General features: G+C 53.9%; 20 protein-coding genes, 1 tRNA gene, 1 rRNA gene and 1 other annotated feature. Of the genes, 14 read left to right on the top strand and 8 right to left on the bottom strand.

Annotated elements, in window-relative coordinates; genetic code table 11:
- Positions 1 to 12: 12 nt before the first annotated feature.
- The 6 genes from rpsP (at position 13) to NQ230_RS05735 (ending at position 3,953) form a co-directional block, all read left to right on the top strand.
- A complete protein-coding gene (gene rpsP / locus NQ230_RS05710) occupies positions 13 to 261 on the top strand; it encodes a 30S ribosomal protein S16 (RefSeq protein WP_003863133.1) in 249 nt (82 codons plus the stop codon).
- 15 nt (positions 262 to 276) lie between these two features.
- Positions 277 to 816: a ribosome maturation factor RimM gene (rimM, locus tag NQ230_RS05715; RefSeq protein WP_029741020.1), complete on the top strand. Its 540-nt coding sequence runs from the start codon at positions 277 to 279 to the stop codon at positions 814 to 816.
- Between the two features lie 31 nt (positions 817 to 847).
- The gene (trmD, locus tag NQ230_RS05720; RefSeq protein ID WP_014832949.1) at positions 848 to 1,615 is read left to right on the top strand and encodes a tRNA (guanosine(37)-N1)-methyltransferase TrmD; all 768 of its coding nucleotides are present in this window, start codon (positions 848 to 850) and stop codon (positions 1,613 to 1,615) included.
- Between the two features lie 43 nt (positions 1,616 to 1,658).
- Positions 1,659 to 2,006 carry a 50S ribosomal protein L19 gene (gene rplS, locus NQ230_RS05725; RefSeq protein ID WP_002914145.1) on the top strand — a complete coding sequence of 116 codons (348 nt, stop codon included), beginning with the start codon at positions 1,659 to 1,661 and terminating at the stop codon, positions 2,004 to 2,006.
- Between the two features lie 132 nt (positions 2,007 to 2,138).
- Positions 2,139 to 2,543: a DUF2946 domain-containing protein gene (locus NQ230_RS05730; RefSeq protein WP_257260384.1), complete on the top strand. Its 405-nt coding sequence runs from the start codon at positions 2,139 to 2,141 to the stop codon at positions 2,541 to 2,543.
- A gap of 39 nt (positions 2,544 to 2,582) precedes the next feature.
- Complete coding sequence (locus NQ230_RS05735; protein WP_257260385.1) at positions 2,583 to 3,953, top strand: PepSY-associated TM helix domain-containing protein; 1,371 nt, start codon at positions 2,583 to 2,585, stop codon at positions 3,951 to 3,953.
- A 2-nt stretch (positions 3,954 to 3,955) separates the two neighbouring features.
- Here the strand turns inward: NQ230_RS05735 and NQ230_RS05740 are convergent, their stop codons facing one another.
- From NQ230_RS05740 to NQ230_RS05755, 4 genes are all read right to left on the bottom strand, one after another.
- Positions 3,956 to 4,441, bottom strand: a complete 486-nt coding sequence (locus NQ230_RS05740) for an OmpA family protein (protein ID WP_159514717.1) — start codon at positions 4,439 to 4,441, stop codon at positions 3,956 to 3,958.
- 12 nt (positions 4,442 to 4,453) lie between these two features.
- Complete coding sequence (gene dgcN / locus NQ230_RS05745) at positions 4,454 to 5,674, bottom strand: diguanylate cyclase DgcN/YfiN (RefSeq protein WP_121424410.1); 1,221 nt, start codon at positions 5,672 to 5,674, stop codon at positions 4,454 to 4,456.
- Positions 5,667 to 6,218 (bottom strand): regulatory sequestration protein YfiR, encoded by a 552-nt coding sequence (yfiR, locus tag NQ230_RS05750; protein WP_228057921.1) that lies wholly within the window; start codon positions 6,216 to 6,218, stop codon positions 5,667 to 5,669. The genes dgcN and yfiR overlap by 8 nt, the downstream gene beginning before the upstream one ends.
- 138 nt (positions 6,219 to 6,356) lie before the next feature.
- The gene (locus NQ230_RS05755) at positions 6,357 to 6,731 is read right to left on the bottom strand and encodes a DUF2799 domain-containing protein (RefSeq protein WP_213823028.1); all 375 of its coding nucleotides are present in this window, start codon (positions 6,729 to 6,731) and stop codon (positions 6,357 to 6,359) included.
- A 212-nt stretch (positions 6,732 to 6,943) separates the two neighbouring features.
- Between NQ230_RS05755 and aroF the strand changes: the two genes are divergently transcribed.
- The 3 genes from aroF to NQ230_RS05770 are packed head-to-tail and all read left to right on the top strand — an operon-like array spanning position 6,944 to position 10,078.
- Entirely contained in the window at positions 6,944 to 8,014 is a 1,071-nt protein-coding gene (aroF, locus tag NQ230_RS05760; RefSeq protein ID WP_063930426.1) for a 3-deoxy-7-phosphoheptulonate synthase AroF, read from the top strand.
- Positions 8,015 to 8,024: 10 nt separating this feature from the next.
- A complete protein-coding gene (gene tyrA / locus NQ230_RS05765; RefSeq protein ID WP_121424407.1) occupies positions 8,025 to 9,146 on the top strand; it encodes a bifunctional chorismate mutase/prephenate dehydrogenase in 1,122 nt (373 codons plus the stop codon).
- Positions 9,147 to 9,205: 59 nt separating this feature from the next.
- Positions 9,206 to 10,078 carry an SMP-30/gluconolactonase/LRE family protein gene (locus NQ230_RS05770; protein WP_121424406.1) on the top strand — a complete coding sequence of 291 codons (873 nt, stop codon included), beginning with the start codon at positions 9,206 to 9,208 and terminating at the stop codon, positions 10,076 to 10,078.
- Here the strand turns inward: NQ230_RS05770 and pheA are convergent.
- The 4 genes from pheA to bamD all read right to left on the bottom strand — a co-directional run bounded on the left by pheA (position 10,075) and on the right by bamD (position 12,849).
- Positions 10,075 to 11,235: a bifunctional chorismate mutase/prephenate dehydratase gene (gene pheA / locus NQ230_RS05775; RefSeq protein WP_257260388.1), complete on the bottom strand. Its 1,161-nt coding sequence runs from the start codon at positions 11,233 to 11,235 to the stop codon at positions 10,075 to 10,077. The genes NQ230_RS05770 and pheA overlap by 4 nt on opposite strands.
- Positions 11,236 to 11,265: 30 nt before the next feature.
- Positions 11,266 to 11,391 (bottom strand) — a sequence feature (Phe leader region).
- Positions 11,343 to 11,390 (bottom strand): pheA operon leader peptide PheL, encoded by a 48-nt coding sequence (gene pheL / locus NQ230_RS05780; protein WP_100249759.1) that lies wholly within the window; start codon positions 11,388 to 11,390, stop codon positions 11,343 to 11,345. Its footprint overlaps the feature before it by 48 nt.
- 110 nt (positions 11,392 to 11,501) lie before the next feature.
- Complete coding sequence (gene raiA / locus NQ230_RS05785; protein WP_003863162.1) at positions 11,502 to 11,843, bottom strand: ribosome-associated translation inhibitor RaiA; 342 nt, start codon at positions 11,841 to 11,843, stop codon at positions 11,502 to 11,504.
- A gap of 268 nt (positions 11,844 to 12,111) precedes the next feature.
- The gene (bamD, locus tag NQ230_RS05790) at positions 12,112 to 12,849 is read right to left on the bottom strand and encodes an outer membrane protein assembly factor BamD (RefSeq protein ID WP_063144127.1); all 738 of its coding nucleotides are present in this window, start codon (positions 12,847 to 12,849) and stop codon (positions 12,112 to 12,114) included.
- Positions 12,850 to 12,980: 131 nt separating this feature from the next.
- Here bamD and rluD point away from each other — a divergent pair, with 131 nt between their 5' ends.
- From rluD to NQ230_RS05815, 5 genes are all read left to right on the top strand, one after another.
- Positions 12,981 to 13,961 carry a 23S rRNA pseudouridine(1911/1915/1917) synthase RluD gene (rluD, locus tag NQ230_RS05795; protein ID WP_023333072.1) on the top strand — a complete coding sequence of 327 codons (981 nt, stop codon included), beginning with the start codon at positions 12,981 to 12,983 and terminating at the stop codon, positions 13,959 to 13,961.
- Positions 13,958 to 14,689 carry a purine nucleoside phosphorylase YfiH gene (gene yfiH, locus NQ230_RS05800; protein ID WP_257260391.1) on the top strand — a complete coding sequence of 244 codons (732 nt, stop codon included), beginning with the start codon at positions 13,958 to 13,960 and terminating at the stop codon, positions 14,687 to 14,689. Before rluD ends, yfiH begins: the two co-directional genes overlap by 4 nt.
- A gap of 129 nt (positions 14,690 to 14,818) precedes the next feature.
- Positions 14,819 to 17,392 carry an ATP-dependent chaperone ClpB gene (gene clpB, locus NQ230_RS05805; protein ID WP_213328577.1) on the top strand — a complete coding sequence of 858 codons (2,574 nt, stop codon included), beginning with the start codon at positions 14,819 to 14,821 and terminating at the stop codon, positions 17,390 to 17,392.
- A 430-nt stretch (positions 17,393 to 17,822) separates the two neighbouring features.
- Positions 17,823 to 19,362: ribosomal RNA gene (locus NQ230_RS05810) — 16S ribosomal RNA — on the top strand.
- An 85-nt stretch (positions 19,363 to 19,447) separates the two neighbouring features.
- A tRNA-Glu gene (locus tag NQ230_RS05815) sits at positions 19,448 to 19,523 on the top strand.
- Positions 19,524 to 19,571 lie beyond the last annotated feature (48 nt).

Consider the following 19,571-nt stretch of genomic DNA (forward strand, 5'->3'; position numbering starts at 1 on the left):
CAAGAGGATGTTATGGTTACTATTCGTTTAGCTCGTCACGGCGCTAAAAAGCGTCCGTTCTACCAGGTTGTTGTGACTGACAGCCGTAATGCACGCAACGGTCGCTTCATCGAGCGCGTTGGTTTCTTCAACCCACTGGCCGCTGGCGCAGAAGAAGAAACTCGTCTGGATCTGGATCGTATCGCTCACTGGGTTGGCCAGGGCGCTACTGTTTCCGATCGCGTTGCTACGCTGATCAAAGCAGCAAACAAAGCAGCTTAATCTGTCACGGTGGTCATGATGAGCAATAAAGCACCTGTTGAACCGATCGTATTGGGAAAAATGGGTTCTTGCTACGGTATCCGTGGTTGGCTCAGAGTGTTTTCCTCCACTGAAGACGCTGATAGCATTTTTGATTACCAGCCCTGGTTTATCCAGAAAGGCGGTAAGTGGGAAGAGGTCGAGCTGGAAAGCTGGCGTCACCACAATCAGGACATCATCATCAAGCTGAAAGGCGTTGACGATCGTGATGCCGCGAATGCGCTGACTAATTGTGAAATTGTCGTGGATTCGTCGCAGTTGCCACAGCTGGAAGAGGGCGACTACTACTGGAAAGACCTTATGGGTTGCCAGGTAGTCACTACCGAAGGCTACAGCCTGGGGAAAGTCATCGATATGATGGAAACCGGGTCAAATGACGTTCTCGTCATTAAGGCAAACCTGAAAGATGCATTTGGCATCAAGGAGCGGTTGGTTCCGTTCCTCGATGGACAGGTTATCAAGAAAGTCGATCTCACTACTCAAACCATTGAAGTAGATTGGGATCCTGGTTTTTAAATTCTCCGGATAAACGGTAAAAGACGGCGCTATGTGGATTGGCATAATTAGCCTGTTTCCTGAAATGTTCCGCGCGATTACCGATTACGGGGTAACTGGCCGGGCAGTAAAGAATGGCCTGCTGAGCATCCAGAGCTGGAGTCCTCGTGACTTTACTCATGACCGGCACCGTACCGTGGACGATCGTCCTTACGGCGGCGGACCGGGGATGCTAATGATGGTGCAACCCTTACGGGATGCCATTCACACAGCAAAAGCCGCGGCAGGTGAAGGCGCAAAGGTGATTTATCTGTCACCTCAGGGACGCAAGCTTGATCAAGCGGGCGTGAGCGAACTGGCGACGAATCAAAAGCTGATTCTGGTCTGTGGGCGCTACGAAGGGATAGATGAGCGCGTAATTCAAACCGAGATTGACGAAGAATGGTCTATCGGCGATTACGTTCTCAGCGGTGGTGAGTTACCCGCAATGACGCTGATTGACTCCGTCGCCCGGTTCATTCCGGGGGTTCTGGGCCATGAAGCTTCGGCAACGGAAGATTCCTTTGCCGATGGGTTGCTTGACTGTCCACACTATACTCGTCCTGAAGTGTTAGAAGGGATGGAAGTACCGGCAGTGTTACTGTCTGGAAACCATGCCGAGATACGTCGCTGGCGTTTGAAGCAGTCGCTGGGCCGAACCTGGCTTAGAAGACCTGAACTTCTGGAAAACCTGGCTCTGACTGAAGAGCAAGCAAAGTTGCTGGCCGAGTTCAAAACTGAACACGCGCACCAGCAGCATGAACATGATGGGAATGCGTAATACGCTCCCGAATATCAGTTTACCCAGGATAAGAGATTAAATTATGAGCAACATTATTAAGCAACTTGAACAAGAGCAGATGAAGCAGGACGTACCTTCCTTCCGTCCAGGTGACACCGTGGAAGTGAAAGTATGGGTTGTTGAAGGTTCCAAAAAACGTCTGCAGGCATTCGAGGGCGTGGTTATCGCTATTCGTAACCGCGGTCTGCACTCTGCATTCACTGTTCGTAAAATTTCCAACGGCGAAGGCGTTGAGCGTGTCTTCCAGACTCACTCTCCGGTAGTTGACAGCATTGCTGTTAAACGTCGTGGTGCTGTACGTAAAGCTAAACTGTACTACCTGCGTGAGCGTACTGGTAAGTCTGCTCGTATTAAAGAGCGTCTGAACTAAGATTCGCTTAAGCGACATCCTGTTAGAAAGGGCTGGCCGAAAGGCCGGCCCTTTTTTTATCCCTGCGCATTTCTCACGTTAACCCTTTTGTCATAAATCATTTACAATGCTTGCCTCTTGAGTGGAGGGGACGTGGATAACGTACTGCATCAGCCTAACCGGAAACGCGCAGCGGCATTGACCGCGCTGTTTGCGATCCTGCTGATCGTGGTGGCGCCGCTTATCTCCGTCTCGCTGCAGAAAGATCCCATGAGCGCGATGCCGGGCATGCATCATGACATGAGCATGATGTCGATGAATGAGCATCATGGCGATATGCCGCACACGATGCCTGTCGACCATGCGGAAGCGTGCGGCTACTGCGTGCTGTTAGCGCACGTCCCTGGCGTGATGCTGGCGCTGATCGTCCTGCTCAGCGTGGTGCTGCAGAGGCTTCGCGTTAAGCCGCCGCGCCAGGCGGTCAGCCACTGGCACTTTTTCCCCTGGCTTTATCCTGATACCCGCGCGCCGCCGCGGCAGTCTGCTTTTTCCCTTTAAAAAATAAATCAATAACTTACTGCCTTAAAAAGGAAAAGTATGACTACCTGCACTCCGCGCGCGGCATGGGGAAACCTGCTGCGTCGCCTCCATTTCTACGTTGGGCTGTTTGTCGGCCCGTTTATCTTCTTTGCCGCGCTGACCGGTACGCTGTATGTGGCGACCCCGCAGCTGGAGAATGCGCTCTACCGGCACGCGCTCCACGCGGATTCCGTGGGCAAGCCGCAGCCGCTGGCGGAACAAATTGCTGTGGCGGAAAAAACCGTTGGATCAGATATGCGTTTGCACGCCGTGCGTCCGGGGCTGGCTGAAGGGGAAACCACCCGCGTGATGTTTGCTGACCCGGCGCTTGGGCCATCGGAGAACCGGGCTATTTTTATTGATCCGGTAAGCCTGGCGGTGCTGGGGGATATGACGGTATACGGCACCAGCGGGATTTTACCGCTGCGTCAGACCATTGATTACCTGCATACCTCTCTGATGCTGGGCGACGTGGGGCGACTCTACAGCGAGCTTGCGGCCTCCTGGATGTGGGTTGCCGCGCTGGGCGGTGTTGGACTGTGGTTTTATACCCGACCCAAACGGCGGATCAATAATCGCTTCCAGAATCGACGTCGCCTGCACGTGACGCTGGGCTGGGGTCTGTTGGGCGGAATGCTGCTGTTCTCGGCAACCGGCCTGACTTGGTCCCAGTGGGCTGGCGGGAACGTTGACAGGCTGCGGGCTGAGATGAACTGGCTGACCCCGCAGGTGAACACGACGCTTTCCGGCCAACATGAGATCGTGGATGAACATGCCGAACACCGTGGCCATCACGGCAGAATGATGATGCCGGAAATGGCGATGGATTTGACGCAGTTTGACGGGGTGTTAAACGCGGCGCGTAACGCAGGGATTGATGCCAACAGGCTGGAGATCCGCCCGGCGAAAACGGCGGATCGCGCCTGGACCGTGACGGAAATTGATCGCAGCTGGCCGACCCAGGTCGATGCCGTTGCGGTTGATCCTTCTACGATGCAGGTCCTGGACAGAACCCGTTTCGAGGATTTCCCGCTAATGGCAAAACTGACCCGCTGGGGCGTAGATTTCCATATGGGGATCTTATTCGGGCTGGTGAACCAGCTGCTGCTCGTGGCGTTCGGTCTCGCTCTCTGCGTGCTCATCATCTGGGGATACCGGATGTGGTGGATGCGCCGTCCGGCGCAATCGGCCGTGGATCCGGTGCAGACGCTTTGTCAGAGCTGGCTGGCGCTGTCAGGGTGGGGAAGAGGGGTTACGGTGATAATCAGCGTACTGCTGGGGCTGGCCTTGCCGGTCATGGGCGTGAGTCTGGCGCTGTTTGTTCTGGTGGACTGGCTGCGCTGGCGAGCGGCAACCAGGGTGACGCTCGCCGAACCATCCGCTAAATAACCCTATGGCGTGCTGATAACCACTGCGACGCGGCGGTTTTCAGCGCGCCCTTGCGGGGTACTGTTGCTCGCAACCGGGTATTTTTGACCTAATCCCTGCGTGGTGAGATTGCTGCGCGGGATATTTGCCCCCTTCGCCCAGGCATCGGCCACGGCGTTGGCGCGTTTTAACGACAGCGCTTCATTGTAGCTTTCTTCCCCGTAGTTATCCGTGTGACCGTCCATTCGCGCGTGGTTCAGGCCGGTTTCCGCCAGGCGGGAGGCCATGGATTGGATCTGCGTTTCACTTTCCGGACGCAGTCTGGCGTCATTTTTATCAAACAGGATGGTGTCCGACATGCCGAGTGACCAGTCACCGTTCAGTTCGTTAAAACCGTAAGACTTCATCGCCGCAATTTGCTCAGGAGTGAATTTGCCTTCCGGCGGCGACTGACAGCCTGCCAGAACCAGTGAGGCCAGTACTATCGGCGCGAAGTAACGTTTTAACATAGTGTATCCTTTCTAACTTATTGTTTTCGTACGCTGGTTTTTTACCTGGTACATATTGCGGTCAGCCCTCTCCAGTAATGCTTCCACGGAAGCATTTTCCCACGCCAGAGCAAAGCCAATGCTGAGTGACATCGTTGCTTTTTGTCCGTTATGCAGATCAAACGGACGGATAAACTGCTGCGAAAGCGCAGCGCAAATATGTTGAACCTCAAGCTCAGAGTGCACGCCGTACAGCACCATGGCGAATTCGTCACCGCCAAGGCGGTATGCCTGGTGACGTTTGTCGCCAAACTCCATCATCCTGCTGGCGACTTCAATCAGCACGCAGTCTCCTGCCGCATGTCCCCAGGTGTCGTTAATAAACTTAAAATTATCACCGTCGAGGAAGAGCAGGGCCGAGTTCATTTTGGCAGAAGGGTCGTTCATTAAGGCCCCAATGCTGTTCCGAAACGCAGCGCGGTTGGCAAGACCGGTGAGCGGGTCGTGCATGGCGGTACGTAACAGCTGGGCGTTTTTCGCCTGGAGCTTCAGCTGCCACTCTTCCATCTCATCCAGAAGGCTGTTGAAGTCTTCACCAAACTGGTGAAACTCTTCGATACGCCCGTCTTTCACCCGGCGGGAGAAGTTGCGGTTGGTACGAACGTCATGCACGACGTCGGTAATGTTTTGCAGGGCCGTGACCATGCCGTGATGCAAAGACTGGGTAATGGCAAGCGCGACGGCGGTAGCAAAAAGAATGCAGCCGGTAAGCACGGCAAACGACATCCAGATGAAATGGCTGATTAGGCTGTCGCGCGCGGTAAGGCGGATTTCGCCGATCGTTAAGCCGTTATGCATGATGGGCTGCGCAACCGGTACGGGGAAAAGCCAGCGGCTTACCAGCGCGCCCAGCGTGTCGTTGTTATCTTCCGGGTTCCAGGACCAGTAGGCAAACCGCTTTTTATGCGCGTTGATAACCTCGGCCTGGGCAAACTGGCCCTGTTTGCCCAGGGCTGCGAGCGTTTCGTTGGCCGCCAGGGAATCGTTGAACACCAGAGAGGCTTCCAGGCTGTGGCTCATTGTGGCGCCGGTGAGTTCGAGATTCTTTTGCGCGTATTGTTTTAAGGTTACGACGGAAGCAAAACAGAGCAACAGCCATATTAACGTCATCGTGATGATGACGCTTATCATGCTGTTTCGCCTCAACGTTCTTTTAAACGTCGGACGCGGCGTTGAAGTGAAATCTTTATCCATGCTGCTTATTCCGGGCAAGCATTAATACATCCGGATTGACTCTTACGCCACTGCGCGTCAATGCGTCCAGGTTGACGGAGAACCGTACCTGGCCACGATCGATTATCAGGCAAAAGGCACTGCCAATTACGCATTCCGGATTTTGCTCTGAGATTAATAGCAATGCTCTGCCCTGATATTGACTTATTAATTCAAGTTGTTTTGCCGGTGATTCAGACCCGAAATAAATCGCATCGCACGTCGCGGCCAGGGCTTCCCGATCGTTACGAACAATAACGGGAGTATAAGGTAACTCGCTATGGCCTTCATCGCCGCTGAGGGCGTGCGTATAGTGAGAAGTGGCGTAAACGCAGAGTTTAGGCTGACCGGAAAGTGACGGCCATCGCGTATAGCTCACAATGCCTGAGACAATCGAGCGTACCGATTTATCCGTTTCCGTAAGCGTGCCTGCCGCCGCAGGGCCCACCATAAGGAACAGCATTAACACCAGAGTGAGTCGGAAAAAAGAGATCAAGAATAAATTTCTCACCAGAATCCGCCACATCGCTCCGGAAATAGATGTCCTTAAGAGTTGCGGGCAGAATACCATTGTTTGTCAGAGCCGTCATTATGTCAGAAATAGCCTAAGGCCGACCTAAGCTAAATCCTACTGTTGTTTATTTTCCGGTGGATAAAAATAACCTTAATTCAGTCTGCTGGAACGCATACTTTCATCCATCCCTTTCTGCCATGACGCATGCAGTTTTGCCGCGTTTTCAGCAGTATCGCAGCTGGCAGGGAAAGACTTGCCAGCTAATCCCCAGGCATGCATAAACCCTTCTTCACAGACTTTCTTCTGACCATCGGCATAGCCACGAAGATATTCGCTACGATCAACGTGTGTGTCGTTAAAACTATCGGCCAGGGCCTGGTTATCTTTAACCGGCAGGCCATTCATGGCGTCTTCTTTACCGGCATCAAACCAGGATGGGCTGGTCCAGTCGGGATGGAAAGTATAAGGATTGATCTGACAGCCCGTTAAAAACAGCGACAACAGCACGAGAGCAATTGAACGCATAGCTATTCTCCTTTTTCTTCAGCATAGCCTGGCAAAAGAAAACCGTCTGTAATTTAAAGTTTACGTTTTTATCGGCTGTTTTTTGCAATAAAGTGGCTTATGTAAACTAAAGTGTACGTATTTTGGATTGAAATGTTTACTTTTTATGGTATCGTGGTTTCACCTCATTGAGGAAAACAACTATCGCAAACGAGCTTTACAGGATCGCCATCATGCAAAAAGACGCGCTGAACAACGTACATATCACTGACGAACAGGTTTTAATCACTCCGGATCAGCTGAAAGCGGAATTCCCGCTGAGCGTCGCGCAGGAGGCTCAGATCGAGCACTCCCGCCAGACCATTTCTGACATTATCGCCGGCCGCGATCCGCGCCTGCTGGTGGTATGCGGTCCTTGCTCCATTCACGATCCTGAAACCGCCATTGAGTACGCTCGTCGATTTAAAGCATTAGCGGAGGAGGTCAGCGATAGCCTCTATCTGGTGATGCGCGTCTATTTTGAGAAGCCACGTACTACCGTCGGCTGGAAAGGGTTGATTAACGATCCGCACATGGATGGCTCGTTTGATGTGGAAGCAGGCCTGAAGATTGCGCGTCGCCTGCTGGTGGAGCTGGTTAGCATGGGGCTGCCGCTGGCAACCGAAGCGCTGGATCCAAACAGCCCGCAGTACCTGGGCGATCTGTTCAGCTGGTCCGCGATTGGTGCGCGTACCACGGAATCGCAAACCCACCGCGAAATGGCGTCGGGCCTGTCGATGCCGGTTGGCTTTAAAAACGGTACCGATGGCAGCCTGGCGACGGCAATCAACGCCATGCGCGCTGCCGCCATGCCGCACCGTTTCGTCGGTATTAACCAGGCAGGCCAGGTCTGCCTCCTGCAAACGCAGGGCAACCCGGACGGCCATGTGATCCTGCGCGGCGGGAAAGCGCCTAACTACAGCCCGGCGGACGTGGCGCAGTGTGAAAAAGAGATGGAACAGGCGGGACTGCGCCCGGCACTGATGGTAGATTGCAGTCATGGTAATTCGAATAAAGATTACCGTCGCCAGCCTGCGGTTGCGGAATCCGTGATCGCACAGATCAAAGATGGCAACCGTTCGATTATCGGTCTGATGATTGAGAGCAACATTCATGAAGGCAATCAGTCATCTGAACAACCGCGCAGCGCAATGAAGCACGGCGTCTCCGTGACGGATGCCTGCATCAGCTGGGAGACGACCGATGCGCTGCTGCGTGAGATCCACCAAGATTTGAACGGCCAGCTGGCGACGCGTCTGGCTTAAGAGGTTAGTTATGGTTGCTGAATTGACCGCACTGCGCGATCAAATTGATGAAGTGGATAAGGCGCTGCTGGACCTGCTGGCGCGCCGCATGGCGCTGGTTGCCGAAGTCGGTGAGGTGAAAAGCAAATACGGCCTGCCGATTTACGTCCCTGAGCGCGAAGCCTCAATGCTGGCCTCCCGTCGTAAAGAGGCCCAGGCGCTGGGCGTTTCGCCGGATTTGATTGAAGATGTTCTGCGCCGCGTGATGCGGGAATCCTATTCCAGCGAAAACGACAAGGGCTTTAAAACCCTCTGCCCGTCCCTGCGGCCGGTAGTGATTGTCGGCGGTGCAGGGCAGATGGGGCGTCTGTTTGAAAAAATGCTGACGCTTTCTGGCTATCAGGTGCGCATTCTGGAAAAAGAGGACTGGGGGCATGCTCCGGAACTCATGAAAGATGCCGGGATGGTTATCGTCAGCGTGCCGATCCACGTGACGGAGCAGATCATCGAAAAGCTGCCTCCTTTACCGAAAGACTGCATCCTGGTGGATCTGGCCTCCGTCAAAAATGGTCCGCTACAGGCCATGCTGGCTGCGCATACTGGCCCGGTGCTGGGTCTGCATCCGATGTTTGGCCCGGACAGCGGCAGCCTGGCAAAGCAGGTGGTGGTTTACTGCGACGGTCGTCAGCCGGAAGCCTATCAGTGGTTCCTGGAACAGATTCAGGTATGGGGTGCGCGACTGCACCGCATCAGCGCGGTCGAGCACGATCAGAACATGGCGTTCATTCAGGCGCTGCGCCACTTTGCGACGTTTGCCTACGGTCTGCATCTGGCGGAAGAGAACGTGCAGCTTGAACAGCTGCTGGCACTCTCTTCACCTATCTATCGTCTGGAGCTGGCGATGGTCGGGCGCCTGTTTGCTCAGGATCCGCAGCTTTACGCGGACATTATTATGTCCTCCGAGAACAATCTGGCGCTCATCAAGCGCTACTATCAGCGCTTTGGTGAAGCCATTACGCTGCTAGAGCACGGAGACAAGCAGGCGTTTATCGACAGCTTCCGCAAGGTCGAGCACTGGTTTGGCGATTACGCGCAGCGCTTCCAGAGTGAGAGCCGGACGCTGTTGCGCCAGGCAAATGACAGTCGCCAGTAATGCGATGATGTATATACTGAAAGCCAGCATTGCTGGCTTTTTTATTTTGGGGAACTGTCATGGCCGAACCGCAGCTGCTGTTGAATTACACCGGGCATCTGCCTGAATGCCCGACGTGGAGCGCAGAAGAGCACGCGCTCTACTGGGCCGATATTCTGGAAGGGGAGATCCACCGCTACCATCTGCCGACGGCAGAACACACCGTGCTCTCTTTCCATGAGGAGGTGGGCTGTTTTGCTCTGCGCGAGCAGGGTGGTTTTATCGTTGCGATGCGAACGGGTATCTGGCTGACCGATAAACACGGCCTGCTGCGCCGCAAGGTGTGTGATAACCCCTCTAACCCGCAGCTGGCACGTTTTAACGACGGCGGCACCGATCATCAGGGACGGTTCTATGCGGGCACCTTTTGGGGGCCGGGAGATTACAACGGTGCCCTGCTGATGCGCATCGACAACGATCTGACGCCGAAAGTGATCCAGTGCGATATTCACGGGCACAACGGCTTAGCGTTTAGCCCGGACAAGCAGTGGATGTTTACCTCAGACACGCCAAACGGCGTAATTTACCGCACGCCGCTTGACGAGCAGGGCGAACCCGGCAGGCGTGAGGTGTTTCGTCAGTTTAAAGAGGGCGAAGGGATACCGGACGGCGCGGCCATGGATGTGGAAGGCTGCTACTGGAGCGCGCTGTTTGACGGCTGGCGTATTGCGCGTTTTTCTCCGCAAGGGGAGCAGCTGGAAGAATACCGCATGCCGGTACGTTGCCCGACGATGGTCTGTTTTGGCGGCGATGACATGAAAACGCTGTTTATTACCACCACGCGGGAAAATATGGACGCGGAGGAGGTGGCGAAGTATCCGCTCTCCGGCGCCATCTTCACCCTGCCGGTGAGCGTGGCAGGGATGAAGAAAAGCCGGTTTATCGAACGTTAAGCCGGGTCAACCGGGACCACGTTCTCGCTCGGATAGCAGCCCAGCACCTTCATGGAGCGCGTGATCTCGCCCAGTTCGCGCAGGGCTTTCTGCATGGATGCAGATTCCAGGTTGGCCTGGATATCAAGGTAGAACATCTCTTCCCACGGATTACCGTGGATCGGACGTGATTCCAGTTTGGTCATGATCAGGTTGTGATTACGCAGCACCAGCAGGGCTTCAACCAGCGCACCGGCCTGTTGGCCGGTGGCCATCAGCAGGGTCGTTTTAGCCGGAACCTGATCCGAGACATCAATAGCTTTACGCGCCAGCACCACGAAACGGGTGATGTTTTGCGTCTGGTTTGCCAGATTGCGTTCCAGTACCTGTAAACCATACAGCGCGCCGCCCGCTTCGCTGCCGAGCGCAGCGACGGTTGGGGAGTTAGCCTGCGCCACTTTTTCCATCGCCGCCGAGGTGCTTTCGGTGTACTCAATTTTCCAGTTCGGATAGCGGTTCAGGAACTGGCTGCACTGCTGGAACGGCTGTGGATGACTGTAGACCGTTTCGATCTTGCTCAGGTCTGTTGAGCCGGAGACCAGCACGCAGTGATCGATAGGGATCGTCAGCTCGCCAACCAGCGACAGGCTGGTGTGCTGCAGCAAATCGTAGACGTCGTTGATGGCGCCGGAGCTGGTGTTCTCAATCGGCACCACGGCGTAATCCGCCTGGCCGGTCTCAACCTGATTAAAAATGTCGGCAAACTTTGCACAGCCGCTCTCGATAAACTCTTCAAAATGGCGTGCGGCATACTGACGTGCGGCCAGGTGAGAATAAGAGCCCTTCGGCCCGAGGAAGGCGATACGCGCAGAGTGCGGATTGGTTTTATTCAGATGCTGCTGGAGTAACGCTTGCTGGGTGAGGACGGAGTCTTCGATGATGAGCTGGAACAACCGGGTGATGTAGTGGGCATCGAGGTGATGCGCTTTACCGAGCTGGATCAGACGCTCCAGCAGATCGCGCTCGCGGTCGATATCACGTACCGGGCGATGGGAGTCCAGCTTGGCTTTGCCCACTTCGATGGCGAGCGCGCGGCGTTCGGCCAGCAGCGCCAGTAATTTCTCGTCCAGCGCGCTGATTTTTACGCGCAGATCCAATAACGGGTTTTCCGGTGTCATAGTGTTGCCTGTCTCATTTTATCGTTATCAATAAAAAAGGCCTCCCGCTGTGGGAGGCCTTGTTGTTCGTCTTCGCATTCTTTATCACACGACGAAACGCCTCCCAGTCAGGGGAAGGTAAAAAAGAATGCAAAGAAGAACGGCGTAAGTTTCATAAAGTCATCCTGTGATTGATACCGTTAAAGTACCCGTACTGTTTTCACCCTGTCAATAAAAAACAAAAAACGCGCCCGAAGGCGCGTTGGCGGTACACTCAATTTAAAGGATTACTCTTCTTCAACCTCTTCCGCGAAGCTGGCGTCTTTCACCGATGTTGCGGCGCGACGGGCTTCACCTTTGTGTTGCACTTTATTGAGCTGCCGTTCCAGCTTGTTGATCAAATCGTTAATAGCGGTGTACATATCCTCGTGTTTTGCGCTGGCGACCAGATGGCCGTTTGGAGTATTGATAGTTGCGTCAGCGATGAAACCCTGCGGCTCCTTGGACAGGATGATATGTGGATTAATCAAATGAGTTTGCCATTTATCCAGTTTGGCGAGACGGTCTGCGACGTGCTGGCGGATTGCCGGAGTAATTTCCATTTGTTTACTGGTAATGTTCATTGTCATAAATTTTACCTCTTGTCTTTCCGTCTTGGTGATTCCAGCATACCTGACCTAATGTCAAAATGTGTGATTTAGATCACGTTATTTTGTCGGTTTTTGTCAGGGAATCTTTTTTGTGAGGAAGGGCAGGAAGAGGTGAGATTTACCTTGTCGAAGGCAAAAATTGGGGCCATAGTTGACTGGATGTGTTGAGGCTAACGCGCTTCGGCGACGCTCTAAAATGAATAAAAAAACGGCAGCCTTCGGGCTGCCGTTTTGCATTGAGGCAAGATCAGGTGTTGCTGCTGTTCGCGGCGATGATTTTCGCCACTTTTTCAGCCTGAGCGGTCATCTGCATCTGACGGTAAGCGTTCTCCATCAGCTTCAGGCCGTCGCGCGTTGCCTGAGTATCCGGATAATCACGCAGCATACCTTCTACGCGGTTAACCACGGCAACCCATGCGCCACGGCGGGTATAGTATTCCGCCACGGAGTATTCATATTTCGCCAGACGATCTTTCAGGAACACCAGACGCTTGGTGGCATCGGTCACGTACTGACTGTTCGGATAGCCGCGCACCAGCTTGGAGAAGTCATTGAAGGCATCACGCGCATGCTGCGGGTCACGGTCTGAACGATCCACGCCGAAGAAGCCCTGCAGCGCACTGTCGTCCAGCGCCATGTTGGTGAGGCCGCGCATGTACATCACATAGTCGATGTTAGGATGAGTCGGGTTCAGACGTATGAAACGATCGATGGTTGCCTGAGCCAGCGGCAGATCGGCATTTTTATAGTATGCATAGATGAGATCTAACTGTACCTGCTGCGAATACGGGCCAAATGGATAGCGATTATCCAACGCTTCCAGTTGCGTTATCGCCTGTTTCCAGTTACCGTCCTGCAACTTTTGTTGTGCAGTCGCATAGATTTCATTCGGCGGATTGTCAGGGACCTGTTCATTTGAACCGGAGCAGCCCACCAAAGCCAGGCTCAACGTGGCCGCTGCCACCAGATATTTCATGCGCGTCATGACGTTTTGACTTTCCTCAAATGTTTGTCCGGGAGAAACTCTGTTCCTGCTCCCGATTAAGACCAGCTACAATAGCACACTATATTAAACGGCAAAGCCGTAAAACCCAACGTTAAACGAAGAAGCAGTTTATGGCACAACGAGTAGAACTCACCGCAACAGTCTCCGAAAATCAGCTCGGTCAACGCTTAGATCAGGCTTTGGCCGAATTGTTCCCTGATTATTCGCGTTCACGCATAAAAGAATGGATCCTTGACCAGCGCGTGCTGGTAAACGGCAAGATCTGGGACAAACCAAAAGAGAAAGTGTTAGGTGGGGAAGCTGTCGCCATCAATGCTGAAATCGAAGAGGAAATCCGCTTCGAGCCGCAGGATATCCCACTGGACATCGTCTATGAAGATGATGACATTCTGGTGATCAACAAGCCGCGCGACCTGGTTGTTCATCCGGGCGCGGGAAATCCTGACGGTACGGTACTTAACGCACTTCTCCATTACTATCCGCCGATCGTGGATGTCCCGCGCGCGGGCATCGTGCACCGTCTGGATAAAGACACCACTGGTTTGATGGTGGTGGCGAAGACCGTTCCTGCTCAGACCCGTCTGGTGGAATCGCTGCAGCTGCGTGAAATCACCCGCGAGTATGAAGCGGTAGCCATTGGGCATATGACCTCTGGCGGAACGGTGGAAGAGCCAATCAGCCGTCACCCAACCAAACGTACCCATATGTCGGTGCATCCGATGGGTAAACCGGCGGTGACGCACTATCGCATTATGGAACACTTCCGTATTCATACGCGCCTGCGTCTGCGTCTGGAAACCGGGCGTACTCACCAGATCCGCGTGCATATGGCCCACATTACCCATCCGCTGGTGGGGGATCAGGTCTACGGCGGTCGTCCGCGTCCACCTAAAGGCGCATCGGATGAATTCATCAGCGTATTGCGTAAATTCGATCGTCAGGCGCTACACGCGACCATGCTGCGTCTTTATCACCCTATCACCGGTATTCAGATGGAGTGGCATGCGCCTATCCCGCAGGATATGGTGGACCTTATTGACGCCATGCGTGCTGATTTCGAAGAACATAAGGATCAAGTGGACTGGTTATGACCAAACTGATTGTCCCGGAGTGGCCATTGCCTGCAGGCGTGGCTGCCTGCAGTTCAACCCGTACTGGCGGTGTTAGCCAGGGCGCGTGGGAGTCTTTGAACCTCGGTGCGCACTGTGGCGACAACCTGGAACACGTTGAAGAGAACCGCAGGCGTCTGTTTGCTGCGGGGAACTTTCCGTCGAAACCGGTCTGGCTGGAACAGGTTCATGGTAACGCGGTGCTGAAGTTGACGGGGGAACCCTATGCTTCTAAACGCGCTGATGCCTCTTACAGTAATACTCCGGGAACTGTTTGTGCCGTGATGACCGCCGATTGTCTGCCGGTTCTGTTCTGTAACCGTGCAGGTACCGAGGTGGCAGCAGCACACGCGGGCTGGCGTGGTCTGTGTGAAGGCGTGCTCGAAGAAACAGTTGCCTGCTTTAACGATGAGCCTGCCAATATTATGGCCTGGCTTGGCCCGGCCATTGGTCCTCGCGCTTTTGAAGTGGGGCCAGAGGTTCGCGAAGCCTTTATGGAAAAAGATCCGCAAGCGGTGGAAGCCTTCCTGCCTTCGGGGGATAAATATCTGGCCGATATCTACCAGCTCGCCCGCCAGCGCCTGAACAACGTTGGCGTGTCGCAGATCTTCGGCGGCGATCGCTGCACATTCACCGAAAAGGGTGATTTTTTCTCCTATCGCCGCGACAAGACCACGGGACGTATGGCAAGTTTCATTTGGCTGATATAACCTAAAGAATCAAGACGATCCGGTACGTGCCGTTTTCTTTTCACATAATTCAGGTCATTAACCTTGAATAATTGAGGGATGACCTCATTTAATCTCCAGTAGCAAATTTGACCTGTTATGGGAGGAGTTATGCGTCTGGATCGTCTTACTAATAAATTCCAGCTTGCTCTCGCCGATGCCCAGTCCCTCGCACTGGGGCACGACAACCAATTTATCGAACCTCTTCATTTAATGAGCGCCTTGCTGAATCAGGAAGGGGGATCGGTACGTCCTTTATTAACGTCCGCTGGCATTAATGCTGGCCAGTTACGCACCGCTATCGATCAGGCGCTGAGCCGTTTGCCGCAGGTAGAAGGTACCGGCGGCGACGTTCAGCCGTCGCAGGATCTGGTACGCGTACTGAACCTTTGCGACAAGCTGGCGCAAAAACGTGGGGACAACTTTATTTCGTCAGAGCTGTTTGTTCTGGCGGCGCTTGAATCACGCGGCACCTTGACCGACCTGCTGAAATCTGCCGGCGCGACCACCGCCAATGTGACTCAGGCGATTGAGAAAATGCGCGGAGGTGAAAGCGTGAACGATCAGGGAGCCGAAGACCAACGTCAGGCTTTGAAGAAATTTACGGTCGATCTGACCGAGCGTGCTGAGCAGGGCAAACTTGACCCGGTTATCGGCCGTGACGAAGAAATCCGCCGTACGATTCAGGTACTGCAGCGTCGTACCAAGAACAACCCGGTGTTGATTGGTGAACCGGGTGTCGGTAAAACCGCCATTGTTGAAGGGTTGGCGCAGCGTATCGTCAACGGTGAAGTGCCGGAAGGCCTGAAAGGCCGCCGCGTACTGGCGCTGGATATGGGCGCGCTGGTGGCCGGTGCGAAATACCGCGGCGAGTTCGAAGAGCGTCTCAAAGGCGTGCTTAACGACCTGGCGAAACAGGAAGGCAACGTTATCCTGTTTATCGACGAACTGCACACCATGGTCGGTGCGGGTAAAGCGGACGGCGCGATGGATGCCGGGAACATGCTGAAACCTGCGCTGGCGCGCGGTGAACTTCACTGCGTCGGCGCCACTACGCTTGATGAATATCGTCAGTACATTGAAAAAGATGCTGCGCTGGAACGTCGCTTCCAGAAAGTGTTTGTTGCTGAGCCAAGCGTTGAAGACACCATCGCGATCCTGCGTGGTCTGAAAGAGCGCTATGAACTGCACCACCACGTGCAGATCACAGACCCGGCCATCGTTGCAGCGGCGACGCTTTCTCATCGTTATATCGCTGACCGTCAGCTGCCGGATAAAGCGATCGACCTGATTGATGAAGCGGCTTCAAGCATTCGTATGCAGATTGACTCGAAACCGGAAGAGCTGGACCGGCTCGACCGACGCATCATTCAGCTCAAGCTGGAACAGCAGGCGCTGAAGAAAGAGTCTGATGAAGCCAGTAAGAAACGCCTGGATATGCTCAATGAAGAACTGGACGATAAAGAGCGCCAGTACTCTGAACTGGAAGAAGAGTGGAAAGCCGAGAAAGCATCACTTTCCGGCACTCAGACCATCAAAGCTGAGCTCGAACAGGCAAAAATTGCCATTGAGCAGGCGCGTCGCGTCGGCGATCTGGCGCGGATGTCTGAACTGCAGTACGGCAAAATTCCTGAGCTGGAAAAACAGCTTGAGATAGCGACACAGTCAGAAGGGAAAACGATGCGTCTGTTACGTAATAAGGTGACGGATGCAGAAATCGCGGAAGTGCTTGCTCGCTGGACCGGTATTCCGGTGGCGCGCATGCTGGAAGGCGAGCGTGAAAAACTGCTGCGCATGGAGCAAGATCTCCACAATCGGGTGATTGGTCAGAACGAAGCGGTTGAGGCGGTATCGAACGCTATTCGCCGTAGCCGAGCGGGGCTGTCCGATCCAAACCGTCCGATTGGTTCGTTCCTGTTCCTGGGGCCGACGGGGGTCGGTAAAACCGAGCTGTGTAAAGCGCTGGCTAACTTTATGTTCGACAGCGACGATGCGATGGTGCGTATCGACATGTCCGAGTTTATGGAGAAACACTCCGTCTCACGTCTGGTCGGTGCGCCTCCGGGATACGTGGGTTATGAAGAAGGTGGCTATCTAACAGAAGCGGTTCGCCGTCGCCCTTATTCCGTCATCCTGCTGGATGAAGTGGAAAAAGCGCACCCGGATGTGTTCAACATCCTGCTTCAGGTGCTGGACGATGGTCGTCTGACCGACGGGCAGGGGAGAACGGTCGACTTCCGTAATACGGTTGTCATCATGACCTCGAACCTGGGTTCCGATTTGATTCAGGAACGTTTCGGCGAACTGGATTACGGTCATATGAAGGATCTGGTACTCGGTGTGGTCAGCCATAGCTTCCGTCCGGAGTTCATCAACCGTATTGATGAAGTAGTGGTCTTCCATCCTCTGGGTGAGAAACACATTGCGTCGATTGCGCAGATCCAGCTGCAGCGTCTGTACAAACGTCTGGAAGAGCGTGGGTATGAAATTCACATCTCCGACGATGCGCTGAAGCTGCTGAGCGAGAATGGTTACGATCCGGTGTACGGTGCGCGTCCATTAAAACGTGCTATCCAGCAGCAGATCGAAAACCCGCTGGCGCAGCAGATCCTCTCCGGAGAGTTGATTCCAGGCAAAGTTATTCGTCTGGAAGCCAACGACGATCGCATTGTGGCAGTGCAGTAAGTCACAAAACGCAAAAACGAGCCGCGTGCGGCTCGTTTTTGTTTAAAAACCAGGCGAAAATTGAGGTCTGGAGTTAGTTTTGCCTGGAAAATGAGCAGTCAGTAAATAAATTTCACTTTATCCTTGCAGGTTCGGAATTACTCCCTATAATGCGCCTCCACTGACACGGAACAACGGCACACACGCCGCCGGGTCAGCAGAGAAAAGCGAAAATAAACGCTTGACTCTGAAAGAGGAAAGCGTAATATACGCCACCTCGCAACGGTGAGCGAAAGCCGCGTTGCACTGCTCTTTAACAATTTATCAGACAATCTGTGTGGGCACTCAAAGTGACATGGATTCTTAATGTCTTCGGACAATAAATGAATACCAAGTCTCTGAGTGAACATACGTAATTCATTACGAAGTTTAATTCACGAGCATCAAACTTAAATTGAAGAGTTTGATCATGGCTCAGATTGAACGCTGGCGGCAGGCCTAACACATGCAAGTCGAGCGGTAGCACAGGGAGCTTGCTCCTGGGTGACGAGCGGCGGACGGGTGAGTAATGTCTGGGAAACTGCCTGATGGAGGGGGATAACTACTGGAAACGGTAGCTAATACCGCATAACGTCGCAAGACCAAAGAGGGGGACCTTCGGGCCTCTTGCCATCAGATGTGCCCAGATGGGATTAGCTAGTAGGTGGGGTAACGGCTCACCTAGGCGACGATCCCTAGCTGGTCTGAGAGGATGACCAGCCACACTGGAACTGAGACACGGTCCAGACTCCTACGGGAGGCAGCAGTGGGGAATATTGCACAATGGGCGCAAGCCTGATGCAGCCATGCCGCGTGTATGAAGAAGGCCTTCGGGTTGTAAAGTACTTTCAGCGGGGAGGAAGGTGTTGAGGTTAATAACCTCAGCAATTGACGTTACCCGCAGAAGAAGCACCGGCTAACTCCGTGCCAGCAGCCGCGGTAATACGGAGGGTGCAAGCGTTAATCGGAATTACTGGGCGTAAAGCGCACGCAGGCGGTCTGTCAAGTCGGATGTGAAATCCCCGGGCTCAACCTGGGAACTGCATTCGAAACTGGCAGGCTAGAGTCTTGTAGAGGGGGGTAGAATTCCAGGTGTAGCGGTGAAATGCGTAGAGATCTGGAGGAATACCGGTGGCGAAGGCGGCCCCCTGGACAAAGACTGACGCTCAGGTGCGAAAGCGTGGGGAGCAAACAGGATTAGATACCCTGGTAGTCCACGCCGTAAACGATGTCGACTTGGAGGTTGTTCCCTTGAGGAGTGGCTTCCGGAGCTAACGCGTTAAGTCGACCGCCTGGGGAGTACGGCCGCAAGGTTAAAACTCAAATGAATTGACGGGGGCCCGCACAAGCGGTGGAGCATGTGGTTTAATTCGATGCAACGCGAAGAACCTTACCTACTCTTGACATCCAGAGAACTTAGCAGAGATGCTTTGGTGCCTTCGGGAACTCTGAGACAGGTGCTGCATGGCTGTCGTCAGCTCGTGTTGTGAAATGTTGGGTTAAGTCCCGCAACGAGCGCAACCCTTATCCTTTGTTGCCAGCGGTCCGGCCGGGAACTCAAAGGAGACTGCCAGTGATAAACTGGAGGAAGGTGGGGATGACGTCAAGTCATCATGGCCCTTACGAGTAGGGCTACACACGTGCTACAATGGCGCATACAAAGAGAAGCGACCTCGCGAGAGCAAGCGGACCTCATAAAGTGCGTCGTAGTCCGGATTGGAGTCTGCAACTCGACTCCATGAAGTCGGAATCGCTAGTAATCGTAGATCAGAATGCTACGGTGAATACGTTCCCGGGCCTTGTACACACCGCCCGTCACACCATGGGAGTGGGTTGCAAAAGAAGTAGGTAGCTTAACCTTCGGGAGGGCGCTTACCACTTTGTGATTCATGACTGGGGTGAAGTCGTAACAAGGTAACCGTAGGGGAACCTGCGGTTGGATCACCTCCTTACCTTAAAGAACCTGCCTTTGTAGTGCTCACACAGATTGTCTGATGAAAAGTAAATAGCAAGGCGTCTTGCGATTGAGACTTCAGTGTCCCCTTCGTCTAGAGGCCCAGGACACCGCCCTTTCACGGCGGTAACAGGGGTTCGAATCCCCTAGGGGACGCCACTTGCTGGTTCGTGAGTGAAAGTCACCTGCCTTAATATCTCAAAACTC

It is taken from the genome of Enterobacter asburiae, assembly GCF_024599655.1.
Lineage (GTDB): Bacteria > Pseudomonadota > Gammaproteobacteria > Enterobacterales > Enterobacteriaceae > Enterobacter > Enterobacter asburiae_D.

Excerpts from the sequence above, each read along its gene's own strand:
- rpsP (WP_003863133.1), top strand. The coding sequence starts at position 13 with ATGGTTACTATTCGTTTAGCTCGTCACGGCGCTAAAAAGCGTCCGTTC.
- rimM (WP_029741020.1), top strand. The coding sequence starts at position 277 with ATGATGAGCAATAAAGCACCTGTTGAACCGATCGTATTGGGAAAAATG.
- trmD (WP_014832949.1), top strand. The coding sequence starts at position 848 with ATGTGGATTGGCATAATTAGCCTGTTTCCTGAAATGTTCCGCGCGATT.
- rplS (WP_002914145.1), top strand. The coding sequence starts at position 1,659 with ATGAGCAACATTATTAAGCAACTTGAACAAGAGCAGATGAAGCAGGAC.
- NQ230_RS05735 (WP_257260385.1), top strand. The coding sequence starts at position 2,583 with ATGACTACCTGCACTCCGCGCGCGGCATGGGGAAACCTGCTGCGTCGC.
- NQ230_RS05740 (WP_159514717.1), bottom strand. The coding sequence starts at position 4,441 with ATGTTAAAACGTTACTTCGCGCCGATAGTACTGGCCTCACTGGTTCTG.
- dgcN (WP_121424410.1), bottom strand. The coding sequence starts at position 5,674 with ATGGATAAAGATTTCACTTCAACGCCGCGTCCGACGTTTAAAAGAACG.
- yfiR (WP_228057921.1), bottom strand. The coding sequence starts at position 6,218 with ATGTGGCGGATTCTGGTGAGAAATTTATTCTTGATCTCTTTTTTCCGA.
- NQ230_RS05755 (WP_213823028.1), bottom strand. The coding sequence starts at position 6,731 with ATGCGTTCAATTGCTCTCGTGCTGTTGTCGCTGTTTTTAACGGGCTGT.
- aroF (WP_063930426.1), top strand. The coding sequence starts at position 6,944 with ATGCAAAAAGACGCGCTGAACAACGTACATATCACTGACGAACAGGTT.
- tyrA (WP_121424407.1), top strand. The coding sequence starts at position 8,025 with ATGGTTGCTGAATTGACCGCACTGCGCGATCAAATTGATGAAGTGGAT.
- NQ230_RS05770 (WP_121424406.1), top strand. The coding sequence starts at position 9,206 with ATGGCCGAACCGCAGCTGCTGTTGAATTACACCGGGCATCTGCCTGAA.
- pheA (WP_257260388.1), bottom strand. The coding sequence starts at position 11,235 with ATGACACCGGAAAACCCGTTATTGGATCTGCGCGTAAAAATCAGCGCG.
- raiA (WP_003863162.1), bottom strand. The coding sequence starts at position 11,843 with ATGACAATGAACATTACCAGTAAACAAATGGAAATTACTCCGGCAATC.
- bamD (WP_063144127.1), bottom strand. The coding sequence starts at position 12,849 with ATGACGCGCATGAAATATCTGGTGGCAGCGGCCACGTTGAGCCTGGCT.
- rluD (WP_023333072.1), top strand. The coding sequence starts at position 12,981 with ATGGCACAACGAGTAGAACTCACCGCAACAGTCTCCGAAAATCAGCTC.
- yfiH (WP_257260391.1), top strand. The coding sequence starts at position 13,958 with ATGACCAAACTGATTGTCCCGGAGTGGCCATTGCCTGCAGGCGTGGCT.
- clpB (WP_213328577.1), top strand. The coding sequence starts at position 14,819 with ATGCGTCTGGATCGTCTTACTAATAAATTCCAGCTTGCTCTCGCCGAT.